Source organism: Rhizobium phaseoli (genome assembly GCF_001664385.1).
GTDB classification, from domain to species: Bacteria; Pseudomonadota; Alphaproteobacteria; order Rhizobiales; family Rhizobiaceae; genus Rhizobium; species Rhizobium phaseoli.
This window is the reverse complement of record NZ_CP013532.1, coordinates 4,286,226-4,308,090: the sequence shown is the minus strand read 5'-3', so window position 1 is coordinate 4,308,090 and position 21,865 is coordinate 4,286,226. Positions and strand designations below refer to the sequence as shown.

The 21,865-nt window shown below is 60.9% G+C and carries 22 protein-coding genes; 15 read left to right on the top strand and 7 right to left on the bottom strand.

Going from position 1 to position 21,865, the window contains the following annotated elements:
- The first annotated feature begins 70 nt into the window (after positions 1 to 70).
- Positions 71 to 715 (top strand): arylesterase, encoded by a 645-nt coding sequence (locus AMC88_RS20700; protein ID WP_012485523.1) that lies wholly within the window; start codon positions 71 to 73, stop codon positions 713 to 715.
- 68 nt (positions 716 to 783) lie between these two features.
- The gene (gene thpR, locus AMC88_RS20695; protein ID WP_064825730.1) at positions 784 to 1,377 is read left to right on the top strand and encodes an RNA 2',3'-cyclic phosphodiesterase; all 594 of its coding nucleotides are present in this window, start codon (positions 784 to 786) and stop codon (positions 1,375 to 1,377) included.
- Here the strand turns inward: thpR and AMC88_RS32215 are convergent.
- On the bottom strand, positions 1,284 to 1,784 hold the full coding sequence (locus AMC88_RS32215) for a low molecular weight protein-tyrosine-phosphatase (RefSeq protein ID WP_012485522.1): 501 nt from the start codon (positions 1,782 to 1,784) through the stop codon (positions 1,284 to 1,286). The genes thpR and AMC88_RS32215 overlap by 94 nt on opposite strands.
- 35 nt (positions 1,785 to 1,819) lie before the next feature.
- Here AMC88_RS32215 and AMC88_RS20685 point away from each other — a divergent pair, with 35 nt between their 5' ends.
- Entirely contained in the window at positions 1,820 to 2,125 is a 306-nt protein-coding gene (locus tag AMC88_RS20685; RefSeq protein WP_029531881.1) for a 4a-hydroxytetrahydrobiopterin dehydratase, read from the top strand.
- A 93-nt stretch (positions 2,126 to 2,218) separates the two neighbouring features.
- Positions 2,219 to 2,611 (top strand): YkvA family protein, encoded by a 393-nt coding sequence (locus tag AMC88_RS20680; protein ID WP_010024490.1) that lies wholly within the window; start codon positions 2,219 to 2,221, stop codon positions 2,609 to 2,611.
- A 16-nt stretch (positions 2,612 to 2,627) separates the two neighbouring features.
- Here AMC88_RS20680 and AMC88_RS20675 read toward each other — a convergent pair whose 3' ends face one another.
- Complete coding sequence (locus tag AMC88_RS20675; RefSeq protein WP_012485520.1) at positions 2,628 to 3,188, bottom strand: sigma-70 family RNA polymerase sigma factor; 561 nt, start codon at positions 3,186 to 3,188, stop codon at positions 2,628 to 2,630.
- A gap of 336 nt (positions 3,189 to 3,524) precedes the next feature.
- Between AMC88_RS20675 and AMC88_RS20670 the strand changes: the two genes are divergently transcribed.
- The 5 genes from AMC88_RS20670 to AMC88_RS20650 all read left to right on the top strand — a co-directional run bounded on the left by AMC88_RS20670 (position 3,525) and on the right by AMC88_RS20650 (position 8,353).
- The gene (locus AMC88_RS20670; protein ID WP_012485519.1) at positions 3,525 to 4,037 is read left to right on the top strand and encodes an invasion associated locus B family protein; all 513 of its coding nucleotides are present in this window, start codon (positions 3,525 to 3,527) and stop codon (positions 4,035 to 4,037) included.
- 248 nt (positions 4,038 to 4,285) lie between these two features.
- The gene (gene rlmN, locus AMC88_RS20665; protein WP_012485518.1) at positions 4,286 to 5,515 is read left to right on the top strand and encodes a dual-specificity RNA methyltransferase RlmN; all 1,230 of its coding nucleotides are present in this window, start codon (positions 4,286 to 4,288) and stop codon (positions 5,513 to 5,515) included.
- A gap of 93 nt (positions 5,516 to 5,608) precedes the next feature.
- The gene (locus AMC88_RS20660) at positions 5,609 to 6,562 is read left to right on the top strand and encodes an ABC transporter substrate-binding protein (RefSeq protein WP_012485517.1); all 954 of its coding nucleotides are present in this window, start codon (positions 5,609 to 5,611) and stop codon (positions 6,560 to 6,562) included.
- 121 nt (positions 6,563 to 6,683) lie between these two features.
- Positions 6,684 to 7,562, top strand: coding sequence for an ABC transporter permease (locus tag AMC88_RS20655; RefSeq protein WP_012485516.1), 879 nt, complete (start codon positions 6,684 to 6,686; stop codon positions 7,560 to 7,562).
- A complete protein-coding gene (locus tag AMC88_RS20650; protein ID WP_012485515.1) occupies positions 7,559 to 8,353 on the top strand; it encodes an ABC transporter ATP-binding protein in 795 nt (264 codons plus the stop codon). The genes AMC88_RS20655 and AMC88_RS20650 overlap by 4 nt, the downstream gene beginning before the upstream one ends.
- 78 nt (positions 8,354 to 8,431) lie before the next feature.
- Here AMC88_RS20650 and AMC88_RS20645 read toward each other — a convergent pair whose 3' ends face one another.
- Together AMC88_RS20645 and AMC88_RS20640 are read right to left on the bottom strand one after the other, a co-directional pair.
- Positions 8,432 to 9,073: a LysE family translocator gene (locus AMC88_RS20645; RefSeq protein ID WP_012485514.1), complete on the bottom strand. Its 642-nt coding sequence runs from the start codon at positions 9,071 to 9,073 to the stop codon at positions 8,432 to 8,434.
- A gap of 160 nt (positions 9,074 to 9,233) precedes the next feature.
- Positions 9,234 to 10,085 (bottom strand): SDR family NAD(P)-dependent oxidoreductase, encoded by an 852-nt coding sequence (locus tag AMC88_RS20640; protein ID WP_041683951.1) that lies wholly within the window; start codon positions 10,083 to 10,085, stop codon positions 9,234 to 9,236.
- Positions 10,086 to 10,262: 177 nt separating this feature from the next.
- On the opposite strand from AMC88_RS20640, the gene AMC88_RS20635 reads away from it, so the two are divergent.
- Both AMC88_RS20635 and AMC88_RS20630 read left to right on the top strand, forming a co-directional pair.
- The gene (locus AMC88_RS20635) at positions 10,263 to 11,486 is read left to right on the top strand and encodes an argininosuccinate synthase (RefSeq protein WP_004679222.1); all 1,224 of its coding nucleotides are present in this window, start codon (positions 10,263 to 10,265) and stop codon (positions 11,484 to 11,486) included.
- Between the two features lie 342 nt (positions 11,487 to 11,828).
- A complete protein-coding gene (locus tag AMC88_RS20630) occupies positions 11,829 to 13,127 on the top strand; it encodes a mechanosensitive ion channel family protein (protein WP_012485512.1) in 1,299 nt (432 codons plus the stop codon).
- Positions 13,128 to 13,182: 55 nt separating this feature from the next.
- Here the strand turns inward: AMC88_RS20630 and AMC88_RS20625 are convergent, their stop codons facing one another.
- Both AMC88_RS20625 and AMC88_RS20620 read right to left on the bottom strand, forming a co-directional pair.
- A complete protein-coding gene (locus AMC88_RS20625; RefSeq protein ID WP_012485511.1) occupies positions 13,183 to 14,394 on the bottom strand; it encodes an adenylosuccinate synthetase in 1,212 nt (403 codons plus the stop codon).
- Between the two features lie 57 nt (positions 14,395 to 14,451).
- Entirely contained in the window at positions 14,452 to 15,558 is a 1,107-nt protein-coding gene (locus AMC88_RS20620; protein WP_225880728.1) for a hypothetical protein, read from the bottom strand.
- On the opposite strand from AMC88_RS20620, the gene AMC88_RS20615 reads away from it, so the two are divergent.
- Entirely contained in the window at positions 15,515 to 16,183 is a 669-nt protein-coding gene (locus tag AMC88_RS20615) for an NUDIX hydrolase (protein WP_012485509.1), read from the top strand. The genes AMC88_RS20620 and AMC88_RS20615 overlap by 44 nt on opposite strands.
- A 133-nt stretch (positions 16,184 to 16,316) precedes the next feature.
- Positions 16,317 to 16,958, top strand: coding sequence for a LysE family translocator (locus AMC88_RS20610; protein WP_012485508.1), 642 nt, complete (start codon positions 16,317 to 16,319; stop codon positions 16,956 to 16,958).
- Between the two features lies 1 nt (position 16,959).
- On the opposite strand, the gene AMC88_RS20605 is transcribed toward AMC88_RS20610, so the two are convergent.
- A complete protein-coding gene (locus AMC88_RS20605) occupies positions 16,960 to 17,391 on the bottom strand; it encodes a hypothetical protein (protein WP_010025168.1) in 432 nt (143 codons plus the stop codon).
- Positions 17,392 to 17,619: 228 nt separating this feature from the next.
- Here AMC88_RS20605 and AMC88_RS20600 point away from each other — a divergent pair, with 228 nt between their 5' ends.
- The gene (locus tag AMC88_RS20600; RefSeq protein WP_064825728.1) at positions 17,620 to 19,707 is read left to right on the top strand and encodes a M3 family metallopeptidase; all 2,088 of its coding nucleotides are present in this window, start codon (positions 17,620 to 17,622) and stop codon (positions 19,705 to 19,707) included.
- Between the two features lie 157 nt (positions 19,708 to 19,864).
- On the top strand, positions 19,865 to 21,685 hold the full coding sequence (gene typA, locus AMC88_RS20595) for a translational GTPase TypA (protein ID WP_012485506.1): 1,821 nt from the start codon (positions 19,865 to 19,867) through the stop codon (positions 21,683 to 21,685).
- Positions 21,686 to 21,865 lie beyond the last annotated feature (180 nt).

The following is a 21,865-nucleotide window of genomic DNA, read 5'->3' as shown; positions in this document are numbered from 1 at the left end:
GAAATCGCCCTATATAAATCCCTAACCGAATGGCCGCATGACGGCACCTCGCCAATCTAGGGAAGCCAGAATGAGATTTAAAGTTGCCGCCCTTCAATTCACCGTCATTGCCGTCTCGCTGATTTTTACCGGTGCCGCCGCGGCCCGGACGATCAATCTGGTCGGGTTCGGGGACAGCCTGATGGCAGGCTATCAGCTGCCGCCCGGGAACGGCTTTCCGGAGAAGCTGCAGGCCGCTTTGAAGGCGAAGGGGCTCGACGTCGCCATTGCCAATGCTGGCGTCTCGGGCGACACGACGACCGGGGGGCTTGCCCGGATCGACTGGTCGGTGCCCGACGGCACCGACGGCGTCATCCTGGAGCTCGGCGCCAACGATGCGCTGCGCGGCATCCCGCCGGAAGAGAGCGAGAAGAACCTCGACCAGATGATTGGCCGGCTGAAGCAGCGCGGCATCGCCGTGCTGCTCGTCGGCATGATGGCGCCGCCCAATATGGGGGCGGACTATGCCGCACGCTTCAATCCGATTTATCGGAAACTTTCCGAGAAACATGGAGTTCGGCTGTATGATTTCTTCCTAGACGGGGTGGCGCTCGATGCCGGGCTGAAACTCGACGACGGGATGCATCCGAATGCAAGGGGTGTCGACGTCATGGTCGAAAAGATGGAAGCCGATGTCACAAATTTCGTCGGGACGATTTCTAGTGTGAAGAAATAGGGGCTTGCGCGGTCATTGATTGCGTGATTCCGTGTAAGCACCTGCAAAAGATTCGGGGAGTGCTCGTTATGCCGAGACTGTTTACCGCCCTCGAAATTCCGCGCAATGCGGCGATGAGCCTTTCATTGCTGCGCGGTGGCCTCCCCGGAGCACGATGGATCGATGTGGAGAATTACCACATCACCCTGCGCTTCATCGGTGATGTCGACGGCCGCACGGCCGATGAAATCGTCGAACGGCTCGACCGGATCGACCGGCCGGAATTCCAGTTCCGGCTCGAAGGCATTGGTTCCTTCGGCTCGAAGAAACCGCATTCGGTTTGGGCCGGCGTCTCGCAATCGCCGGAGATGTATGCCCTGCAGGGTGAGATCGAGCGCATCTGCCAGCGCATCGGCCTGCCGCCGGATCCGCGCAAATTCACGCCGCATGTGACGCTGGCGCGGCTCAAATCCTCGCGGCTCGACGATGTCGTGCAATATCTGGCCGGGCGCGGCAACTTCCACACATCAACCTTCACGGCGCCGCGTTTCGTGCTGCTGTCGTCGCGCGAATCGGTCGGCGGCGGACCCTACCTGACAGAGGAAGTGTTTCCGCTGCACGAGGCACGTTCGACGCCCAGCGCTTCGAGCAGGCTGCTGCAGCCGGTCAAGAGCCTGGTATAGACCAGCTCGAAACCATCAGGGCCGCCATAATAGGGATCGGGAATATCCTCTCCGGTTCCTAGAGCGGCATCACCGAACAGCCGGATATTCGCCTCAGGCGGCGCGATCTTGCCAAGCGTCGCCAGATTGTCGCGGTCCATGGCGAGAATCATATCGAAACCATTGAAATCAGTTGGCCGGATGCGGCGGGCGCGCTGCCCTGATATGTCGATGCCATGGCGTTGCGCGGTGGCAATCGAACGCCGGTCGGGCGGCTCGCCCTCATGCCAGCCGCCGGTGCCGGCGGAATCGATGATGAAACGGCCGGTGAGGCCAGCCTCCGTGACAAGATGCCGAAAAATTCCCTCGGCAAGCGGAGAACGGCATATATTGCCCATGCAAACGAAAAGGATACTGATAGGCGTCATCGGTGGACCTGTCGGAAGAGCCAGAGGAGCATGGCATGAAATGGGAAAGACTGGAACGGGCAGCGGTCGAGGCGGAACTGGCGGGGCTTGCCGGCTGGGCGCTCAATGACGCGGCCTCTTCGATCTCGAAGACATTCAAGTTTTCGAATTTCATCGAAGCCTTCGGCTTCATGACGGAGGCAGCGATCACGGCCGAGAAGCTCAACCATCATCCCGAATGGTTCAACGTCTATTCCCGGGTGGATGTGACGTTGAATACGCATGACTCCGGCGGACTGACGGAGCTGGATTTCAAGCTCGCCAAGGCGATGGAGAAGGCTGCGGCGCGACGTCTGCGCTGAAGGCGACCCAATTGAAAGGGGCTGATTGAAAGGGGTCGATTGAAAGCCTGGGCGCCATCACCATATGTGCGCAGGGACGAAAGGATGTCAGGGATGGACGAGGTCAAGTTCGGGGAAATCCTGCTGCCGGGCGACGAGGATACACAGAGCCGGCGGGAGAAGACGGTGCGGCAGAAGTTCTGGCCGACGTTTCGCCGGGCCGTGCGGCAGATCCCGTTCTCGCGCGACGTCGTCGCCGGCTTCTACTGCGCGCTCGATCCGCAAACGCCGACCAAGGTGCGCGGTGTGCTGCTCGCAGCACTCGCCTATTTCGTCATGCCGGTCGACATCATCCCGGATATTTTCGCCGTCATCGGCTTTTCTGACGACGTCGCCGTGCTTTCGGCCGCCTTCGCCATGGTGCGCGGCCATATCCGGCCAAGCCATTACGACGCGGCGGACCGCGTCCTCGCCGACCCGCCTGCGGATACGATGAAAACGATCTGAAGGGCCGGCGCGCAGTTCAGCCGCGTTCCTGCTCCAGCACCTTGCGGAGTTTGCCGAAGGCAAGCCGGATCCGTGATTTCACCGTGCCGAGCGGCAGCCCGGTCGCTTCAGCGATCTCGGCGTGCGATTGGCCGAGAAAAAAGGCGGCGCGCAGCATGTCACGCTGTTCCTTCGGCAGCTGGCCGACCGCGGCACGGATTATGGCGTCGCGATCGTCATTGACGATGATTTCTTCTGCGCCAATATCGGCCGGCGGCTGCAGGGCCGGGTCCGTCTCGTCGAAGATGCGGGCGTTAGCGCGGCGCTGCAGGTCGATACGGCGGTTGCGGGCAATGCGAAAGAGCCAGGTCGAGAGCGAGGACCGCGTGGCGTCGTAGAGATCCGCCTTGTGCCAGAGCACGATCATGATCTCCTGAACCAGCTCTTCGGCCTCGCCTGAGGTCATCTTCCGACGCATCAGCCAGCTCTTCAGGCGCGGGGCGAAATAGTCGAACAGGATGGAAAAGGCCTGCTGGTCGCGGTCGTCTGCGACAGCCTTTGCGAGGGCAGCGAAACGCCGTCTTTCCTCGGCATCCATGTCGTCTCACGAGCCCCCTGCGGCGAAAATTTCGTCCCGGATTTCCAAAGTCTTAATGAGGTACAACGGATTTTTGCAAGGTCAAACTCTTGCCTGAATCTTTGTGTCTTAGATTCACCCGAACGGCCGGCCGGTGCCATAGGCGCACCGGCATCGCAGCCGATTTCAGCAAGGGGCAAAAATCGTGGTCGAGCTGAAATGACACAGGCACATACAAATCGCAGCTATTGTTGACCATTTGGTAACCTGAATTAAGTCAAAATAAAGCAGATCGTGATTATGCGCCGCCCGCTATGATCGCTTCGGGCCTTGAATCGCAAGAACCGGCAGGAATCCATGTTTGTAAAAAGTATCGTATCCGCCCTCGCACTCACCCTTGGTATGGCCGGAGTTGCGACAGCGCAGCAGGCCGCGGCGCCAACCCGCATTCAGCAGTTTCAGGCATGGGGCGCTTATTCCTACAAGTCGGGCGCCAGCACCGTCTGCTACGTGCTGTCCGTGCCGACGGCAAAGCAGCCGGCCAGCGTCGACCACGGCGACAATTTCTTCATCGTCTCGCAGCGTCCCGGCCAGAATATCTCCTATGAGCCGCAGGCGATGATGGGCTATACGGTAAAGGAAAATTCGAAGATCAACGTCGTCATCGACAACAAGACCTTCGTGATGTTCACCAAGGACAAGGCCGGCTGGGTCGAGAACGCGGCGCAGGAGCCGGCCCTCGTCGCAGCGATGAAGACCGGTCATTCGATGACGGTCAATGCCGTCTCGCGCAAGGGCACGGGCACGTCCTACAGCTATTCGCTTTCGGGCATCTCGGCTGCGCTGAAGCAGATCGAAAGCTGCAAGTAAGCGGTCTCCCAACCGGAGAGTTTCGACGGGGCCGGCCTTGCGCCGGCCCTTGCCGTTTCTATCTCTAGTGACGCGCGGGTAAAATGATGCTAAAGCCCGCGCTAACAGCGGACAGAGCGCGGTATCCGTCGCCGTTCCGCATTCAATTTCTGTCCATGTGCCGTCATGCGCCTCACCTCTTCCGGCTTGCTCCTGAAGTCTGCGAGGGTTGCGGGGCGGTTACGTGTTCGAATTCGGGATCAGAGACTATGTCCGTCATGGATGCGATTGATGTCACCAAGCCGCAGGCGCCGAAGACCTCTTCCGGCGCCGAAAAGCCGTCCCTGATCGGGCTGTCGCGCCAGGAGATGGCGGCGGCCCTCAGGGAAAAAGGCGTGGCCGAGAAGCAGATCAAGATGCGCGTCGCGCAGCTTTGGAACTGGATCTATGTGCGCGGCGTCTCCGATTTCGATCATATGACGAATGTCGCCAAGGACATGCGTGAAATGCTGAAGCAGCATTTCACCATCGCCCGTCCTGAGATCGTCGAGGAGCAGGTCTCGAACGATGGCACCCGCAAGTGGCTGCTGCGCTTTCCCGCGCGGGGCGCCGGCCGCCCGGTCGAGATCGAAGCCGTCTACATTCCCGAAGAGGGCCGCGGCACGCTCTGCATTTCCAGCCAGGTCGGCTGCACGCTGACCTGTTCCTTCTGTCACACCGGCACGCAGCGGCTGGTGCGCAACCTGACGGCGGAGGAAATCCTGTCGCAGTTGCTGCTCGCCCGCGATCGGCTCGGCGACTTCCCCGATCGCGAAGCGCCGCAAGGCACGATCATGCCGGCCGAAGGCCGCAAGGTCAGCAATATCGTCATGATGGGCATGGGCGAGCCGCTCTATAATTTCGATGCCGTCAAGCAGGCGCTGCTGATCGCCACGGATGGCGACGGCCTGTCGCTGTCCAAACGTCGCGTGACGCTGTCGACCTCAGGCGTCGTACCCGAGATCTTCCGCACCGGCGAGGAGATCGGCGTCATGCTGGCGATCTCGTTGCATGCCGTGCGCGACGACCTGCGCGATATTCTGGTCCCGATCAACAAGAAGTATCCGCTGAAGGAACTGATCGACGCCTGCAAGGCCTATCCCGGCCTTTCCAATGCGCGGCGCATCACCTTCGAATATGTGATGCTGAAGGACGTCAATGACAGCCTGGAAGATGCCAAGGGGCTGATCAAGCTCCTGAAAGGCGTGCCGGCGAAGATCAACCTCATTCCGTTCAATCCCTGGCCCGGCACCAACTACCAGTGTTCGGACTGGGAGCAGATCGAAAAATTCGCCGATTTCATCAATTCGGCCGGTTACGCTTCGCCGATCCGCACGCCGCGCGGCCGCGACATTCTCGCCGCCTGCGGCCAGCTGAAATCGGAATCCGAACGCATGCGCAAGACCGAGCGGCTGGCCTTCGAGGCGATGATGATCGCCAATCACGGTGCCGACGACTGATCAGCAAGTTTGATCTTCGCTACAATTCTCCTGCATTGATTTAAGCATGCGCTTTTCCTAATAGTGCCGCCAAAATCATTCAGGAGGACACTCATGCGCCCGATTTTGCTCGCTCTTGCCGCCACTTTGGCCCTTTCCCTGCCTGCAAAGGCTGAAAACGTGACGGTTGCCGTTACGGCGATCGTCGAGCACCCGGCGCTGGATGCGGCCCGCAAAGGGGTTCTCGATGTGCTGACGGCCGCCGGCTACAAGGAGGGCGAGAACCTGAAATTCGTGTTCGAATCGGCGCAGGGCAATCCGGCGACGGCAGCCCAGATCGCCCGCCAGTTCGCCGGCGACGAACCGAATGTCATCGTCCCGATCTCCACGCCGTCCGCCCAGGCCGTCGTCTCTGCGACGCGCGACATTCCTGTCGTCTTCACCGCCGTGTCGGATCCGCTCGGCGCCCAGCTCGTCAAGAACATGGACAAACCCGGCGGCAATGTGACCGGCCTTTCCGACATGTCGCCGGTCGGCGAGCACCTGGCGCTGATCAAGGAAATCCTCCCGAAGGTGAAGACGATCGGCTATCTCTACAACTCAGGTGAGGCGAATTCGGTTTCGCTGCTCGCCGTGCTGAAGGCCGAAGCCGAAAAGGCCGGCCTGACGGTGGTCGAATCGGCCGCCACCAAATCGGCCGAGGTTCAGGGTGCCGCCCGCGCCCTGGTCGGCCGCGCCGATGCGATCTACATCCCGACCGACAATACGATCATCTCGGCGCTCGAAGGCGCCGTCGCGGTCGCCGAGGAAAGCAAGCTGCCGCTCTTCACCGCCGATACGGATTCGGTGTCGCGCGGCTCGATCGCCGCGCTCGGCTTCAACTATTACGATGTCGGCAAGCAGACGGGCGAAATCGTCGTGCGCGTTCTGAAGGGCGAAAACCCAGGCGATATCGCGGTCAAGACCGCCGCCGGCAGCGACCTCGTCGTCAACAAGGCGGCGGCTGCCAAGATGGGCGCCACTCTGCCCGAGAGCGTGCTCTCGCGCGCCAACAAAGTCATCGAATAATCGGCCCTCGGTCCATCGACCGTTCACATTCAGCCGCTCCCGTTTGCGCGGGGGCGGCTGTAGTATTACAAGGCTCCGGTTTCGCGACGGGCGGAACGGAAACAAAAAGGGGCTGAAAGCCTTGAGCCAAATCGCATTCTGGGGGGCCGTCGAGCTCGGCCTGGTCTATTCCTTCGTCGCTCTCGGCGTCTATCTCGCCTTCCGCGTCCTCGATTTTCCCGACCTGACGGTCGACGGTTCCTTTCCGCTCGGAGCAGCGGTAACCGCTGTGCTGATCATCGCTGGCGTCAATGCCTGGCTTGCGGCGCTGATTGCCATGGCGGCCGGTGCCGCCGCCGGCATGGTGACGGCGCTGCTCAATGTACGCTTCAAGATCCTCAACCTTCTTGCCTCGATCCTGACGATGATCGCGCTGTTTTCCGTCAACCTCAGAGTGATGGGCAAACCCAATGTCGCGCTCATCAATGCCGATACGATGATCAGCCCGTTCTTCGGCCATGGCCTACGCGATTTCTACGTGCGGCCGCTCTTCGTCGGCGTTCTCGTCATCGTCGCGCTCGTCCTGGTCTGGCGGTTCCTCGAAAGCGACGCCGGACTTGCCATGCGCGCAACCGGCGCGAATGCACGCATGGCTCGCGCCCAGGGCGTCGACACCAGCCGGCAGATCTATCTCGGCATGGCGATCTCGAATGCGCTGGTGGCTCTCGGCGGCGCGCTGTTTGCCCAGACCAACGGTTTTGCCGACGTCACCTCGGGTGTCGGCACGATCGTCGTCGGGCTTGCCGCCGTCATCATCGGCGAGACGCTGCTCGGACGCCGCGGCCTGCTGATTGCGCTCATCGGCTGCGTGCTCGGCTCGATCCTCTATCGCATCGCCATCCAGCTGGCCCTGTCGAGCGACGTCATCGGCCTGCAGGCCTCCGACCTCAATTTCGTGACGGCGGTGCTGGTGACCTTCGCGCTCATTCTTCCCCGCCTTCGCAGAGGTGCCGCATCGTGATCAGCGTCAAGGACATCAAGGTCGTCTTCGGACGCGGCACGCCGCTGCAGAAGCAGGCGCTGAATGGCGTCAGCCTGACCATCGAGCAGGGCTCCTTCGTTACCGTCATCGGCTCCAACGGCGCCGGCAAATCGACGCTGCTCGGCGTGCTCGCCGGCGATGTCATTCCGAGCGAGGGACAGGTACTGATCGGCAAGACTGAAGTGACGCGCAAGTCGACGGCGGCGCGTGCCGGCCTGGTGGCGCGCGTCTTCCAGGATCCGCTGACGGGAAGCTGCGGCTCATTGTCGATCGAGGAAAATCTCGCTCTCGCCGCCCGCCGCGGCGAAAGGCGCGGGCTTGCGCCGGCGCTCGCCGGCAAGAGGCGCGATTATTTCAAGGAGCGGATCGCCGAACTCAATCTCGGGCTGGAAGACCGGCTGAAGGACCGCATGGATCTGCTCTCCGGCGGGCAGCGGCAGGCCGTTTCGCTCGTCATGGCCACACTTGCCGGTTCCGAGGTGCTGCTGCTCGACGAACATACCGCAGCGCTCGATCCCGGGATGGCCGAGTTCGTGATGAACCTGACGCAGAAGATCGTCGCCGAGCGCAAGCTGACGACGATGATGGTGACGCATTCCATGCGCCAGGCGCTGGATTACGGCCACCGCACGATCATGCTGCACGGCGGCGAGATCGTTCTCGACGTGGCGGGCGACAACCGAAAGAACCTGCAGGTCGAGGATCTGATCGCCATGTTCCGCAAGATGCGCGGCCAGACGCTCGACGACGATGCTTTGCTGATTGGCTAAGCAACAGCGTGCTGATCGGCTAAACCAACAGCGTGCTGATTGGCTAAGCCAACAGCGAGCTGATCGGCTGAATTCGGCCTATCGAGCCTGCGTGAGCAGGATCTTGGCGGCGAAGATCGAGAACACGCCGGCGAACGTATAGTCCATGCCGCGCAGCACCTTCCTGTTGTTCTGCAGCCAGGAGGCAAGCCAGTCGGCGGCAAGGACCACCGCGACATTGACCGGCATGCCGATCAGGATGAAGCAAAGCCCGAGGAACAGCAGCTTCTGGGTGACGGCGGGATCGCCGGCGCTGACGAATTGCGGCAGGAAGGTCATGAAGAAGATGATGACCTTCGGGTTCAGAAGGTTGACCCAGAAGCCCGATGAGATGTTCGAAAGGGCGGTGCCCTTTTGCTCCTCGACCTTGGCAACGGTCAGCTTCGAACCAAAGCGGATCGCCTGCACGGCGAGCCAGAGCAGATAGCCGGCGCCACCGGTCTTCAGGATCAGGAAGGCGGTCGGCGAGGCGGTGATCAGCGCCGAGATGCCGAAAGCGATCAGCATGGTGTGGACGACGATGCCGAGGCTGGTGCCGACGACAACGAAGAGAGCCGCCTTCTTGCCTTGCGCCAACGAACGGCTGATCGACAGCGTCATGTCGGGACCCGGCGTCGCCGCGAGCAGCAGCGTTGCGGCGGCAAAGGCGAGAAGGGTCGAAAGGCTGGGCAGGAAATCCATGGCACGCTCGGAAAGCCGGACGGAAAGGATAATTTCCTACCCGGCTTTCCAAAAATTACCAATCAAACCTTCTCATGCGCGTCGCATTAAACTTGATTGATGCGAGGCGCATTCGCTGTTGGTTTTATGCATATGGCCTGATGATATGCAGTGCTGCCAATCACTTCTGTTCGAGGAAGGTTTTGAACTTGTCGGCATAGTCCTTGTGCCAGCGCGACAGCGGCGGGCGGTTTTCGATGATATCGCCGGCGGCCCAGGCCATGCGGCGCTCATCGACCGGCCGGGCAACATCATTGTCGGGGCAGAGGATATAGAAATCGCCGCGCTCGAGGCTTTCGACCATGAAGTCGACGGTCTGCTCCGGTGTCCAGGCGGCGGCCGGTTTTTCCGCGCGGTCGCCCTTGGTCAGGCCGGTGAAGACGAAGCCCGGGATGAGCAGATGGGCGGAGATTTTTCCACCTTCGATATTGCGCAGTTCGTGCTCGAGTGCTTCGGTGAAGACTTTCACGCCGGCCTTCGAGATATTGTAGGCGGGATTGCCGGGCGGCGTGGTGATGCCCTGCTTCGAGCCGGTGTTGATGATCAGGCCAGGCTCGCCGTGCGACAGCATCTTCGGGCCGAAGGTGCGCGTGCCGTTGATGACGCCCATCAGGTTGACGGCGAAGATATGATCCCAGTTTGCCTGCGAGCTGAAGATCGAGGTCTCGGGGCCGATACCGGCATTGTTCATCAGCACGTGCACCCGGCCGAAACGCTGGAGCACGGCGCGTTCGAGCGCCTCAAGAGAGTCTCTACTGGCGACATCGGTCTCGACCGCCATCACATCTTCTTCGCCGGCAATGGCCTTGAGTTCGTCGGCGGCAGCGGCCAGCCGATCGCCGCCGAGATCGCCGATGACGACACTCATGCCGCGTCCGGCGAAATATTTCGCTGCCGCCAGGCCGATGCCGGACGCGCCGCCGGTGACGACGGCAACATTGGATTTTCTGAAAATGTCTTGAATATTCGTCACCGGGAGCCCCTCCTCGATCATTGCTAGGACGTTGGCGAATATGGGCTCCGCTTTGCCGCTGTCAAACGCTATCGCCGCCGGTGGCGTTGCACTTGCCCTTGCGTCACGCGCCAATCTCGCTAAAAGTGCCGCGACACCGGGTTTTCGCCGGCCTTTTATGCAACGGACCTCATCATCATGGCATCATACAAAGACGTGAAGAAAGTCGTTCTCGCCTATTCCGGCGGCCTCGACACCTCGATCATCCTGAAGTGGCTGCAGACGGAACTCGGCGCCGAAGTCGTCACCTTCACCGCCGATCTCGGCCAGGGCGAAGAGCTGGAGCCGGCGCGCAAGAAGGCCGAGATGCTCGGCATCAAGGAGATCTACATCGAGGATGTGCGCGAGGAATTCGTGCGCGACTTCGTCTTCCCGATGTTCCGCGCCAATGCCGTCTACGAAGGCGTCTATCTGCTAGGCACCTCGATCGCCCGTCCGCTGATTTCCAAGCACCTGATCGATATCGCGCGCAAGACGGGTGCGGATGCGATCGCCCATGGCGCGACCGGCAAGGGCAATGACCAGGTTCGTTTCGAGCTGTCCGCCTATGCTTTGAACCCCGACATCAAGATCATCGCGCCGTGGCGCGACTGGGCGTTCAAGAGCCGCACCGACCTGCTCGCCTTCGCCGAACAGCATCAGATCCCCGTTGCCAAGGACAAGAAGGGCGAGGCACCCTTCTCCGTCGACGCCAATCTGCTGCATTCCTCCTCCGAGGGCAAGGTTCTCGAGGACCCCGCCCAGGAGGCGCCGGAATATGTGCATATGCGCACCATCTCCCCGGAGGCCGCGCCCGACAAGGCGACGGTGATCAAGGTCGGGTTCCGCAAGGGCGACGCCGTCTCGATCAACGGCGTCGAGATGTCGCCGGCGACGCTGCTGGCCACCCTCAACACCTATGGCCGCGACAACGGCATCGGCCGTCTCGACCTCGTCGAGAACCGCTTTGTCGGCATGAAGTCGCGCGGCGTCTACGAAACGCCCGGCGGCACGATCCTGCTCTCGGCGCATCGCGCCATCGAATCGATCACCCTCGACCGCGGTGCCGCCCATCTCAAGGATGAGATCATGCCGCGCTACGCCGAGCTGATCTATTACGGTTTCTGGTTCTCGCCGGAGCGCGAGATGCTGCAGGCGCTGATCGACAAGAGCCAGGAGCATGTCGAAGGCGAAGTGACGCTGAAGCTCTACAAGGGCAACGTCATGGTCATCGGCCGCGAAAGCGAAAAGTCGCTCTACTCCGACAAGCTCGTCACTTTCGAGGATGACCAGGGCGCCTACGATCAGAAGGACGCAGCCGGCTTCATCAAGCTCAACGCGCTGCGCCTGCGCACGCTCGGCAAGCGCAACCTCGCGAAGTAATCACGCTTCGTTTTCGAACTGGATATGCGCCCGCCGGCTTTGCCGCGCGGGCGTTTTCGTGGGAGCGTAGCAAGCCTCAGTAAACTGTAGCCGCCGGAATGGCGGGTTCCCCATCACGCCACACGCCCCGCTGAATACTGACGAAAGGTCGGTGCTGCACGTCTTGTCGTCGTCCCGCTCTCGTCCTCGAAATCCGCGGCAACGATCTCAAAAATAGTAAATGGCAGCTATCGCCCTTGGCTCCCCCTGCGGTGGAACTTCATCACTGGCTATCGTCGGATAATTGAACAAAAATCGTGTCGACGCCTTTATCTGCCTTGAAGGGCTACAAAGGCCGGGACCATGGACGTCAGGCAGACAATCGACGCGTTCGAACTGTGGTTCCGAACGTTTGTCTTCAGTGAATGGACGCTCTACCAATTCGGGATTATCGCCGTCGGTTACGTCGCAGCGTCGTTCCTGGCATCACGCACGGAACCTGCGTTGGAAGCGAGAGCCAGGCGCATCAAAGGGAATCCGGACCTCCTGCGCGTCATAATTGCCTTCATGCGGCGCTTGAAGTGGCTCTTTCTTGCGGTCTGGCTGTGGCTTGCAAATGTCGCTCTCACGCAAAACACCTGGCCGTCGCAACGGTGGCTCGTCTCGACTGCCCTGACGCTGACGGCGGCGTGGTTCATCATCTCCGTGCTGACCAAAATTATTCATAATCCCACTTTGTCGCGCACGGTCGCAATCGCCAGCTGGAGCTATGTCGCGCTGTACGCGCTCCGGCTTGACGGTCCGGTGCTCTCCGCGCTCGATGGCCTGGCTGTCAATCTGGGGGCTGTGCGCCTGTCACTCTTTCTTGTGCTGAAAGCGGCCGTCTTGGCTGTCGCGCTCATCTGGGTAGCGGTTCTCGTCGGCAATGTCCTGTCTCGTTGGGTGCAGAGGTCGGGCGATCTTTCGCCGTCGATCAAGGTCCTGATCAGCAAGTTCATCAAAATTGGATTGATCATGATCGCCGGCGCGATTGCCTTGTCGGCGACCGGCATCGACCTTACCGCATTGACCATTTTTTCCGGCGCAGTCGGCGTCGGAATAGGCTTCGGCCTTCAGAAAGTCGTATCGAACTTCATCTCGGGCATCATCATCCTGCTCGACAAATCCATCAAGCCGGGCGACACGATCACGCTCGGAGATACCTTTGGTTCGATCCGCGATTTGCGCTCGCGGTTCGTCTCGGTCATCACGCGTGACGGCAAAGAATACCTGATCCCCAACGAGGACTTCATCTCCCAACAGGTCGTCAACTGGTCGTTCTCCAGTGATTACGTCAGGATCGATGTCGACTTCGGCACGGCTTATGACAGCGATCCACATGAAGTCGCCAGAATCGCAATCGCGACTGCCTCGACGGTGGATCGCGTTGCAAATAACTACAGGGCGCCGGTATGCTGGCTTACCTGCTTTGGCGCCTCGTCGCTTGATTTCCGGCTCCGCTTCTGGATCTCCGATCCCGCAAATGGCTTGACGAATGTCCGGGGCCAGGTGCTGATGGCGCTTTGGGATGCGTTCAAGGAAGCCGGCGTGTCGATCCCGTTCCCGCATCGGGAAATCATCATGAGGACGCCTGTCGAGATCAAGCAGTCGCGCCAAGACTGAGCGACAATATCGAGCCCACCGGCAAACCCCAAAGGGGCTTCTATTGGTGCGCGAATTACGCCGCGGCTGCTTCGACATGGAGCCTGACGTCACGGCGACGCGGTCCCCAGCTCTCGGCCCAGAGCGGCAGACCGACGAAATCGGCTATATCAGGCGCGGCCTTGGCAGGATCAAGCCGCAATACTTGCTCCTGATCGGTGACGGCGAAGCCGTCTTCCGTCTGATCGAGACAGGTTACCGCCAGCCCGGCTTTGACGGCAATACCGCCGTGATCCGACGTCAGATCATCTGCGATGGCCTTGCGGAGCATAAAGAGATCGAGTGGGGCGAGCCTGAGGCTACCCTGCCATTCGTTCGGCGCATTGGTCGGGTCGACGACATTGACGCCGGAGAGCGTGGGAACCTCCCTCTTGAGGGGTCCTGCGCCGTGGCGGGTGGTGTAGCAGCGCGTCACATAAAGCGCGTCCAGCTCTGTGACACCGGCCTCGGCGGCAATCGCGCGTATATTTGCCAGCCCGGTATTCGAACGGGTGACGTGCGGAAATGCGCCTCGGTGCTGATCGAGGCAGAGGCCTTGTGCCGCCTCGAAGATGACAGCGCCGCGTTCGCACAGTCGTCGGTCGGGCCAGAGCGTGACGTGGTCGAGATAAGCGGCACAATCTGCTTCGAATCCGGTGATGGTGATGTCGTCGGCCAGTACGGCAGCCAGTTCTTCGGGTAAAGCGCTGATCCCGAGCGCGGCGAGCCGTCCAGGCACCCAGCTGTCGCGGATCGCAACAAGGCGAGCGTGCAGATCGGAGCGGAACAGGTCCTTTGTCGAAAGGACGAATTCCGGGTGCAGGTTACGCTCGATGGTCTCGCCGAAGCCGAGGCCGCAGCTTCCGTGGCGGCCAGCGCCCCGCCTCAGTTCTATGGCCTGGTTGATCAGGACGTCGAAAGGCGTGGTGATCAGGGCGCGCGGGTCGCTGCTGATCTCAGGCTTCGCACCCCGCTCATTGAGAGCAGACAACTCGCCGAGAAACAGCATCGGGTGAGCGACGAAGAAGCGACTGAAGTGGGTGGCAGCTCCGGCAAAGCTGCCGGAGCCGATATGGTGGAAAACGTGGCGGATGCCGGCGGGATCGACCACGGTATGGCCGGCTTGAGCACCGCCATTGCTGCGAACCACCACGGCTCTCGGCGTGGCCGCGGCAAGGCGATCGACCATCAGTCCCTTGCCTTCGTCGCCGTAAAGCGCGCCGATTACGGTCTGTGCTTGAATACTCATCATTCTGCTCCTCGACGGTGCCCGGAACGATCGCGCCGGGGCTTTTAAATATCTCGCTTAGAAGAGGGGCAGAAGGCGTCGATTTTGGCGTTCGCCAATGGCCTTGGCCACCACTGCCGCCGCCGAATCCGGCCAGCTGGCGGCCACCTCGCTGGCATCCCGGCCCTCTGTGATCTCGATGATCGAAACCACCAACTCGGCGATGCGCCTGTGGTCATCGAGCACGAAGGCGCGGCCGGGCAGCAGCGGCTGCCAGCTCCGCAGCACCCGGTCAAGTCCCGTGGCTGCATAGCCCTCGCGGATGACGATGTGGAAGACCTCGTAAGATCTCTGGGCCATCGCGAGGCATTCCCGGGCGCTCAGACCGCGCGGTGGTTCGATGCCGAAGATGCGGGCGATCTGGTCGGCGGACAGGCCGTTGTGAACCGGCTCGTCACCGATGGTGAAGAGATAGCCCTTGCGGCCGCGTCTTTCGAAGGCATCGGTCGAGGTTTTGAGGGCAGCCAGAAGGTGGGCGGCGCTGTAGCTCTCGCCGTTATTGCCACCGCCGTTCCCTTCCAGCCACAAGGCGCGGATCTGGCTCGCAAGCGAAATGTCGGCCTCGAATTGGGTGGCCTGCAGGGGTGCGGCATCGGTGAACGCATCTCCGACCGCTGCCACCATGATGTGCGGATCGGACACCGGCCGACGATCGTAGATCTCCGATGTCAGGGTAATGAGCCCGCCGCGCATCAGTTCGTGGGCGATCATGCCCATCGATCCGGTGACATCCGCGGCCAGAATAATCGGGGTCGATTGCGGGTTGTGAGCGCTGTCGCGGCTCTCTCGAGTGGAAAAGCGCGCCGGGTCGAACCGCGGATCGATGCCGGTAGCGCCGAATATTTCCGACCGGCTGCGGCCGTCCACATGGCGTGCATTGTAGGCCGCCCAGTCGGCGGTGCTGAAACGTCCCATACCCATGGCATCACTCCTTTGCTGCTTGGCAATACGGCTCAGGCGCTCCGCCCGCCGCCGTTGCCAAATATATAGACTTGCAATTTGCATTTTGCAAGTTGCTATTTGCGAATTGTCTTTTTTTCGGTTGGCGGCTATGAGGGCTGAGAGGACGGCAGGGATTGTCATGGCAGAGGCTGAATTCGCACGACCGATCGTGACGGTCGACATCGTCTTGTTGACCCTGCACGAAGGAAAGCTATGCGTGGCGTTGCTTCAGCGTCCTGCCGAGCCGTTTGCCGGCGTTCCGGCGTTGATCGGCGGCTATGTGCACACGGACGAGGATCCAGACGCCGAGGCGGTGGCCCGGCGCATCCTTCGTTCCAAGGCGGGGCTCGAGGGCATATTCTTCGAGCAGCTCCGAACCTTCGCGTCGGCGCGACGAGATCCTCGCGATTGGTCGGTATCGATCGCCTATTTTGCGCTGGTCCCGCGGGGCGCTTTAGAAGGCAGCGCCAGTCTGCTGGAGCTGCGGCCAGTCGAGGCCGCCGGTAAGTTGCCCTTCGACCACAATGAAATTGTGGACGCCGCATTGGAGCGGCTGCGCGGCAAAGGCGCCTATTCGACCATTCCGGCGAGGCTGCTTCCTGCCGTCTTTACGATGTCAGAACTGCAGGCGGTTTATGAAACGGTGATGGGCGAACGGCTGGACCCAAGTGCCTTTCGCCGCAAGATCAACGATCTGGATCTGCTCGAAGTGGTCGAGGGCGAAAAGCGACAGACCGAGCGGGCCCGGCGGCCAACGACGCTCTACCGGCTGAAAACGCCGATTGCCGTATTCGACCGAAGACTTTGAACGGATCGGTCGCCTCCATTTGATCGTGGGAACGAGAATGGTGAAAAATATCGGCTCCTGGCGGGGACGCTGCAGTCCCTTGACCGGCGTCGCGGATGGCTTACTCTGCGATCAATATCCTCCGGAGCATTCCATGACGCAGTCCCTGCTGTTCGGCGCCTTCCTGGCGGCGCTTTTCTACGTGCTCATCCCCGGACCCGCCTTCCTGCAACTGCTCGGTATCGGCGCCGGGCAGGGGCGCAAGGCCGGGGCCTTCTTCATGATGGGGCATCTGGTCGGGGATCTGATCTGGTCGTCGCTGGCGCTGATCGCGATCGTCGGCGCGAAGACGATCGGGACTTTCGTCTTCGACCTGCTCGGCCTCGCCTGCGGTTTCTATCTTGCCTGGATCGGCTGGGGCGCCGTCAATGCCAAGCCGAAAGCGGATGGGCAGGCGCTTGTCATGGTCGAGCGGCCGTTTCGGCGCGGCCTGATCTTCGGCGTCACCAATCCGAAAGGTTATCCGGTAGCGCTCGCCACCTTCACTGCCCTGGTTGCGGGCTCCGCCGGTGCGCTCGATTTCGAGGCGCTGCCGGTGCTTCTCGGCGTGTCCTTCGTCGGTTTCGTGACTGCCGACATCATCCTGATCGGCATTATCGGCGCCGGCGCGGTGCGGCGCTTCTATCGCGCCCATGAACGACTGATCGTGCGCTGCTCCGGCGTTCTCTTCATGGGGTTTGCCGCCCAGGCGCTGTGGCACGCAACCCCCGGCCTCATCGGCTGGCGCAAGGCGTGATTCAGCCGTCCAGGAAGTTGACCACCGATTTCAGCGTTTGAACGTCACTAGGATTGCCGATCGACATGGCGACCTGCAGCTGGTTCTTGTAATAATCGAGGAAATTGAAGCTCGTGCCGTCGGTCACGTTGGAGAGGTCGACCACGTTGCCGAGCGGATCGATCGCATGCATCGGCAACGGCTCGGAGATCGCGGCGTAGGTGTTCTGATCGATCACGCCGCTGTCAAAGCTTTGGCGCGCATAAGAGCGCAGCTCTCCGGGGCTGACCGCGGTAAAATCAGGCCCCTCATCGAGGCTGTCTTCGATCTGGAACGAGACGGAGGCCGGAGCTTTGGTCTCGATGTGAATATCGGCTGTCTTCGAATTTTTTGCGTTATTAGGGTTGTTTTTAAATAGCAAACTCTGAGAAGACCGCAGGGAAAAAATTTCCATGGCGCATGTCCCCTGGCAAGAAGATCACCCGGAAGCTAGCGCTTGCGCCTGATTCGCGTCAATCGTTAATAAATGGTTAATTTTCACGCGTCAGATTTTGTCCGCCAGATTTTACGGATGTCCACCGGATTTGGCAGGCGAGGCAAAAGGCCCTGCCAGCGACATACCAATTCTCCGGTCGCTCTCCTATATTGACGATCCATTCGCATGCCAAAAAGGAATTCTCCGATGTCTTCTCCCCATGATTTCAATCCGGCGCTCACCAACTGGGACGGCCTCCACGGCCTGCCGCGTTTCGACGCCATCGATGACGGCGATTTTGCTGCCGCCTTCGACGCGGCGCTAGCCGCGCATGAACAGGAGATCGACGAGATTGCCGGAAACAGCGATGCGCCGACCTTCGACAATACGGTCACGGCGCTGGAGATCGCCGGCGATGCGCTGTCGCGGGTTTCCGCGCTGTTCTGGAACAAGGCAGGTGCGCATACCAATGACGCGATCCAGCTGCTGGAGCGGGAGATCTCGCCGAAGATGTCGCGCCACTATTCGAAGATCGGCATGAATGCCGCGCTTTTTGCCCGCATCGACACGCTCTGGGAGAAGCGCGAGAGCCTTGGTCTGACGCTGGAACAGACGCGGGTGCTGAAACGCCATTGGAAGGGCTTCGTCAAATCGGGCGCCAAGCTTGACAAGGCCGAGCAGGAGAAGCTCGCCGAAATCAATGAAAGGCTTGCCGGCCTCGGCACGCAATTCGGCCAGAACGTGCTCGCCGACGAAAAGGCCTGGGCCTTGGTGCTTTCCGAGGGATCCGAGCTCGATGGGTTGCCGGAATTCCTGCGCGACGCAATGGCTGCGGCAGCACGCGAGCGCGGCGAGGAGGGCAAATTTGCGGTGACGCTGTCACGTTCGATCATCGAGCCGTTCCTCACCTTCTCAGAGCGCCGGGATTTGCGCGAGCAGGCCTTCAAGGCGTGGGTGGCGCGCGGCGAAAACGGCGGAGAGACGGACAATCGCGCCGTCATTCGGGAAACGCTGGCGCTGCGCCATCAGGTGGCGAGCTTGCTGGGCTACGGCAATTTTGCCGAGCTGAAGCTCGACAACACCATGGCGAAGACGGCGGAAGCGGTGAATGGCCTGCTGAAAGCGGTCTGGGCGCGGGCGGTGAAGCGTGCCGACGAGGAGGAGATCGACATCGCGGCGCTGATCGCCGAGGAGGGTCGGAACCACGAGGTCATGCCCTGGGACTGGCGCCATTACGCCGAAAAGATCCGGGCGCGGAAGTTCGATTTCTCCGAGGCTGAACTGAAGCCCTATCTGCAGCTGGAGAAGATCATCGACGCCTGCTTCGACGTGGCGGAAAGGCTGTTCGGCATCCGCGCGGTGGAAAAGAAAGGCGTGGCGGCCTATCACCCCGATGTCAGGGTTTTCGAAATCAGGGACCGCGACGACAGGCTGGTCGCCCTTTTCCTCGGCGATTATTTCGCCCGCGGTTCGAAACGATCCGGCGCCTGGATGAGCTCGCTGCAGTCGCAGCATAAGCTCAAACTGAAGAACGGCCGTCACGGTGAATTGCCGATCATCTACAACGTCTGCAACTTCGCCAAACCGGCCGAGGGCAAGCCGGCGCTGCTGTCGCTCGACGATGCCCGCACGCTGTTCCACGAATTCGGCCATGCGCTGCATGGCATGCTTTCGAATGTCACCTATCCCTCGGTTTCCGGCACCGGCGTCTCGCGCGATTTCGTCGAACTGCCGTCGCAGCTCTACGAGCACTGGCTGACCGTGCCCGATATCCTGAAGCGCTATGCCGTGCATTTCGAAACCGGCGAACCGATGCCGCAGGCGCTGCTCGACAAGGTGCTGGCGGCCCGCACCTTCAATGCCGGCTTCAACACCGTCGAGTTCACCTCGTCGGCGCTGGTCGACATGGCCTTTCACACGCGCGAGGCGGTAGCCGACCCGATGGCGGTGCAGGCGGAGGTGCTGGCTGAGATCGGCATGCCGAAATCGATCGTCATGCGCCACGCCACACCGCACTTCCAGCACATCTTTTCCGGCGGTTATTCAGCTGGTTATTACTCCTACATGTGGTCGGAGGTGCTCGATGCCGACGCCTTTGCCGCCTTCGAGGAAACGGGTGACGCCTTCAACGGCGAGATGGCGAAAAAGCTCAAGGAAAACATCTATTCCGTCGGCGGCTCGGTCGATCCGGAAGATGCCTATAAGGCCTTCCGCGGCAAGCTGCCGAGCCCGGATGCGATGCTGGTCAAAAAGGGACTTTCGACCTTCGAGGAATTGACAGGCAGCGACGCCTAAGACAATTTGATGACAATCTGTGATGCGGCGGGGCGACGGCCTTGCCGCAGCTTTTGCGCGTTCCCCTCTTTCGCAAACGCAAAAAAAACTGTATGGACGCCCCAAACCAATAGGCGCGTCCTCAAGAGCGTGCGCCGCAGCCTCAGAGATTTCACATATGGCACTTCGCAATATCGCGATCATCGCGCACGTTGACCATGGCAAGACGACCCTGGTGGATGAGCTTCTCAAGCAGTCCGGCTCGTTCCGCGAAAATCAGCGCGTAGCCGAACGCGTTATGGACTCGAACGATCTCGAAAAAGAACGCGGCATCACCATTCTCGCCAAGGCGACCTCGGTCGAGTGGAAGGGTGTCCGCATCAACATCGTCGATACCCCCGGCCACGCCGACTTCGGCGGTGAAGTCGAGCGCATCCTGTCGATGGTGGATGGCGCGATCGTTCTCGTCGATGCGTCCGAAGGCCCGATGCCGCAGACCAAGTTCGTCGTCGGCAAGGCGCTGAAGGTCGGTCTTCGCCCGATCGTCGCGATCAACAAGATCGACCGCCCGGACGGTCGCCATGAAGAAGTCATCAACGAAGTCTTCGACCTCTTTGCCAATCTCGACGCGACCGACGAACAGCTCGACTTCCCGATCCTCTACGGTTCGGGCCGCGACGGCTGGATGAACGTCAATCCTGAGGGACCGAAGGATCAGGGTCTTGCGCCGCTTCTCGACCTGGTGCTCAAGCATGTTCCGGAGCCGACCGTCGAGGAAGGTCCGTTCCGCATGATCGGCACGATCCTCGAAGCTAACCCCTTCCTCGGCCGTATCATCACCGGCCGCATCGCATCGGGCTCGATCAAGCCGAACCAGGCCGTCAAGGTTCTCGGCCAGGACGGCAAGCTGATCGAAACCGGCCGAATCTCCAAGATCCTCGCCTTCCGCGGTATCGAGCGCACGGCAATCGATGAAGCTCATGCGGGCGATATCGTCGCGATCGCCGGCCTCTCCAAGGGTACCGTTGCCGACACCTTCTGCGATCCGGCCGTTTCGGAAGCCATGAAGGCGCAGCCGATTGACCCGCCGACGGTGACCATGTCCTTCATCGTCAACGACAGCCCGCTGGCAGGCACCGAGGGCGACAAGGTGACTTCACGCGTCATCCGCGACCGACTCTTCAAGGAAGCGGAAGGCAACGTCGCCCTGAAGATCGAAGAAGCCGAAGGCAAGGATTCGTTCTACGTCTCCGGCCGCGGCGAACTTCAGCTCGCCGTTCTCATCGAAACCATGCGTCGCGAAGGCTTCGAACTTGCCGTGTCGCGTCCGCGCGTCGTGATGCACAAGGATGAAAGCGGCCAGCTGCTGGAGCCGATCGAGGAAGTCGTCGTCGACGTCGACGAAGAACATTCCGGTGTCGTCGTGCAGAAAATGTCGGAGCGCAAGGCCGAAATGGTCGAGCTGCGTCCGTCGGGCGGCAATCGTCTTCGCCTGCGTTTCTATGCACCGACCCGCGGCCTGATCGGCTACCAGTCGGAGCTGCTGACGGATACCCGCGGCACGGCGATCATGAACCGGCTGTTCCACGACTACCAGCCCTATAAGGGTGCGATCGGCGGCCGCGTCAATGGCGTGCTGCTTGCCAACGCAGCCGGCGAAGCCGTCGCGTATGCGATGTTCAACCTGGAAGATCGCGGCCCAATGATCATCGAACCGGGCGAAAAGGTCTATGCCGGCATGATCATCGGCATCCATTCGCGCGACAACGACCTTGAGGTCAACGTCCTGAAGGGCAAGCAGCTCACCAACATCCGCGCCGCCGGCAAGGATGAAGCGGTGAAGCTGACGCCGCCGATCCGCATGACGCTTGATCGCGCGCTGTCCTGGATCCAGGACGACGAGCTGATGGAAGTGACGCCGAAGAATATTCGTCTGCGCAAGATGTATCTCGACGCAAACGATCGCAAGCGTTTCGAAAAGTCGAAAGCGGCTCTCTGAGAACGCAACGCATGTCGCCCGGAAGTGTGCAGCGGTTCCGGGACGACGACATGTATAATAAAGAGAGACACTCTCTGAAAACCCCGGCCTTCGAGCCGGGGTTTTTTATTGTGCGCTGCGCTGATTCCGACTTGTGACAATCGTTAAAAAAGCGTTAAAATTTATTCGTCGTCCACATAT

Excerpts from the sequence above, each read along its gene's own strand:
- AMC88_RS20700 (WP_012485523.1), top strand. The coding sequence starts at position 71 with ATGAGATTTAAAGTTGCCGCCCTTCAATTCACCGTCATTGCCGTCTCG.
- thpR (WP_064825730.1), top strand. The coding sequence starts at position 784 with ATGCCGAGACTGTTTACCGCCCTCGAAATTCCGCGCAATGCGGCGATG.
- AMC88_RS32215 (WP_012485522.1), bottom strand. The coding sequence starts at position 1,784 with ATGACGCCTATCAGTATCCTTTTCGTTTGCATGGGCAATATATGCCGT.
- AMC88_RS20685 (WP_029531881.1), top strand. The coding sequence starts at position 1,820 with ATGAAATGGGAAAGACTGGAACGGGCAGCGGTCGAGGCGGAACTGGCG.
- AMC88_RS20680 (WP_010024490.1), top strand. The coding sequence starts at position 2,219 with ATGGACGAGGTCAAGTTCGGGGAAATCCTGCTGCCGGGCGACGAGGAT.
- AMC88_RS20675 (WP_012485520.1), bottom strand. The coding sequence starts at position 3,188 with ATGGATGCCGAGGAAAGACGGCGTTTCGCTGCCCTCGCAAAGGCTGTC.
- AMC88_RS20670 (WP_012485519.1), top strand. The coding sequence starts at position 3,525 with ATGTTTGTAAAAAGTATCGTATCCGCCCTCGCACTCACCCTTGGTATG.
- rlmN (WP_012485518.1), top strand. The coding sequence starts at position 4,286 with ATGTCCGTCATGGATGCGATTGATGTCACCAAGCCGCAGGCGCCGAAG.
- AMC88_RS20660 (WP_012485517.1), top strand. The coding sequence starts at position 5,609 with ATGCGCCCGATTTTGCTCGCTCTTGCCGCCACTTTGGCCCTTTCCCTG.
- AMC88_RS20645 (WP_012485514.1), bottom strand. The coding sequence starts at position 9,073 with ATGGATTTCCTGCCCAGCCTTTCGACCCTTCTCGCCTTTGCCGCCGCA.
- AMC88_RS20635 (WP_004679222.1), top strand. The coding sequence starts at position 10,263 with ATGGCATCATACAAAGACGTGAAGAAAGTCGTTCTCGCCTATTCCGGC.
- AMC88_RS20630 (WP_012485512.1), top strand. The coding sequence starts at position 11,829 with ATGGACGTCAGGCAGACAATCGACGCGTTCGAACTGTGGTTCCGAACG.
- AMC88_RS20625 (WP_012485511.1), bottom strand. The coding sequence starts at position 14,394 with ATGAGTATTCAAGCACAGACCGTAATCGGCGCGCTTTACGGCGACGAA.
- AMC88_RS20615 (WP_012485509.1), top strand. The coding sequence starts at position 15,515 with ATGGCAGAGGCTGAATTCGCACGACCGATCGTGACGGTCGACATCGTC.
- AMC88_RS20620 (WP_225880728.1), bottom strand. The coding sequence starts at position 15,558 with ATGTCGACCGTCACGATCGGTCGTGCGAATTCAGCCTCTGCCATGACA.
- AMC88_RS20610 (WP_012485508.1), top strand. The coding sequence starts at position 16,317 with ATGACGCAGTCCCTGCTGTTCGGCGCCTTCCTGGCGGCGCTTTTCTAC.
- AMC88_RS20605 (WP_010025168.1), bottom strand. The coding sequence starts at position 17,391 with ATGGAAATTTTTTCCCTGCGGTCTTCTCAGAGTTTGCTATTTAAAAAC.
- AMC88_RS20600 (WP_064825728.1), top strand. The coding sequence starts at position 17,620 with ATGTCTTCTCCCCATGATTTCAATCCGGCGCTCACCAACTGGGACGGC.
- typA (WP_012485506.1), top strand. The coding sequence starts at position 19,865 with ATGGCACTTCGCAATATCGCGATCATCGCGCACGTTGACCATGGCAAG.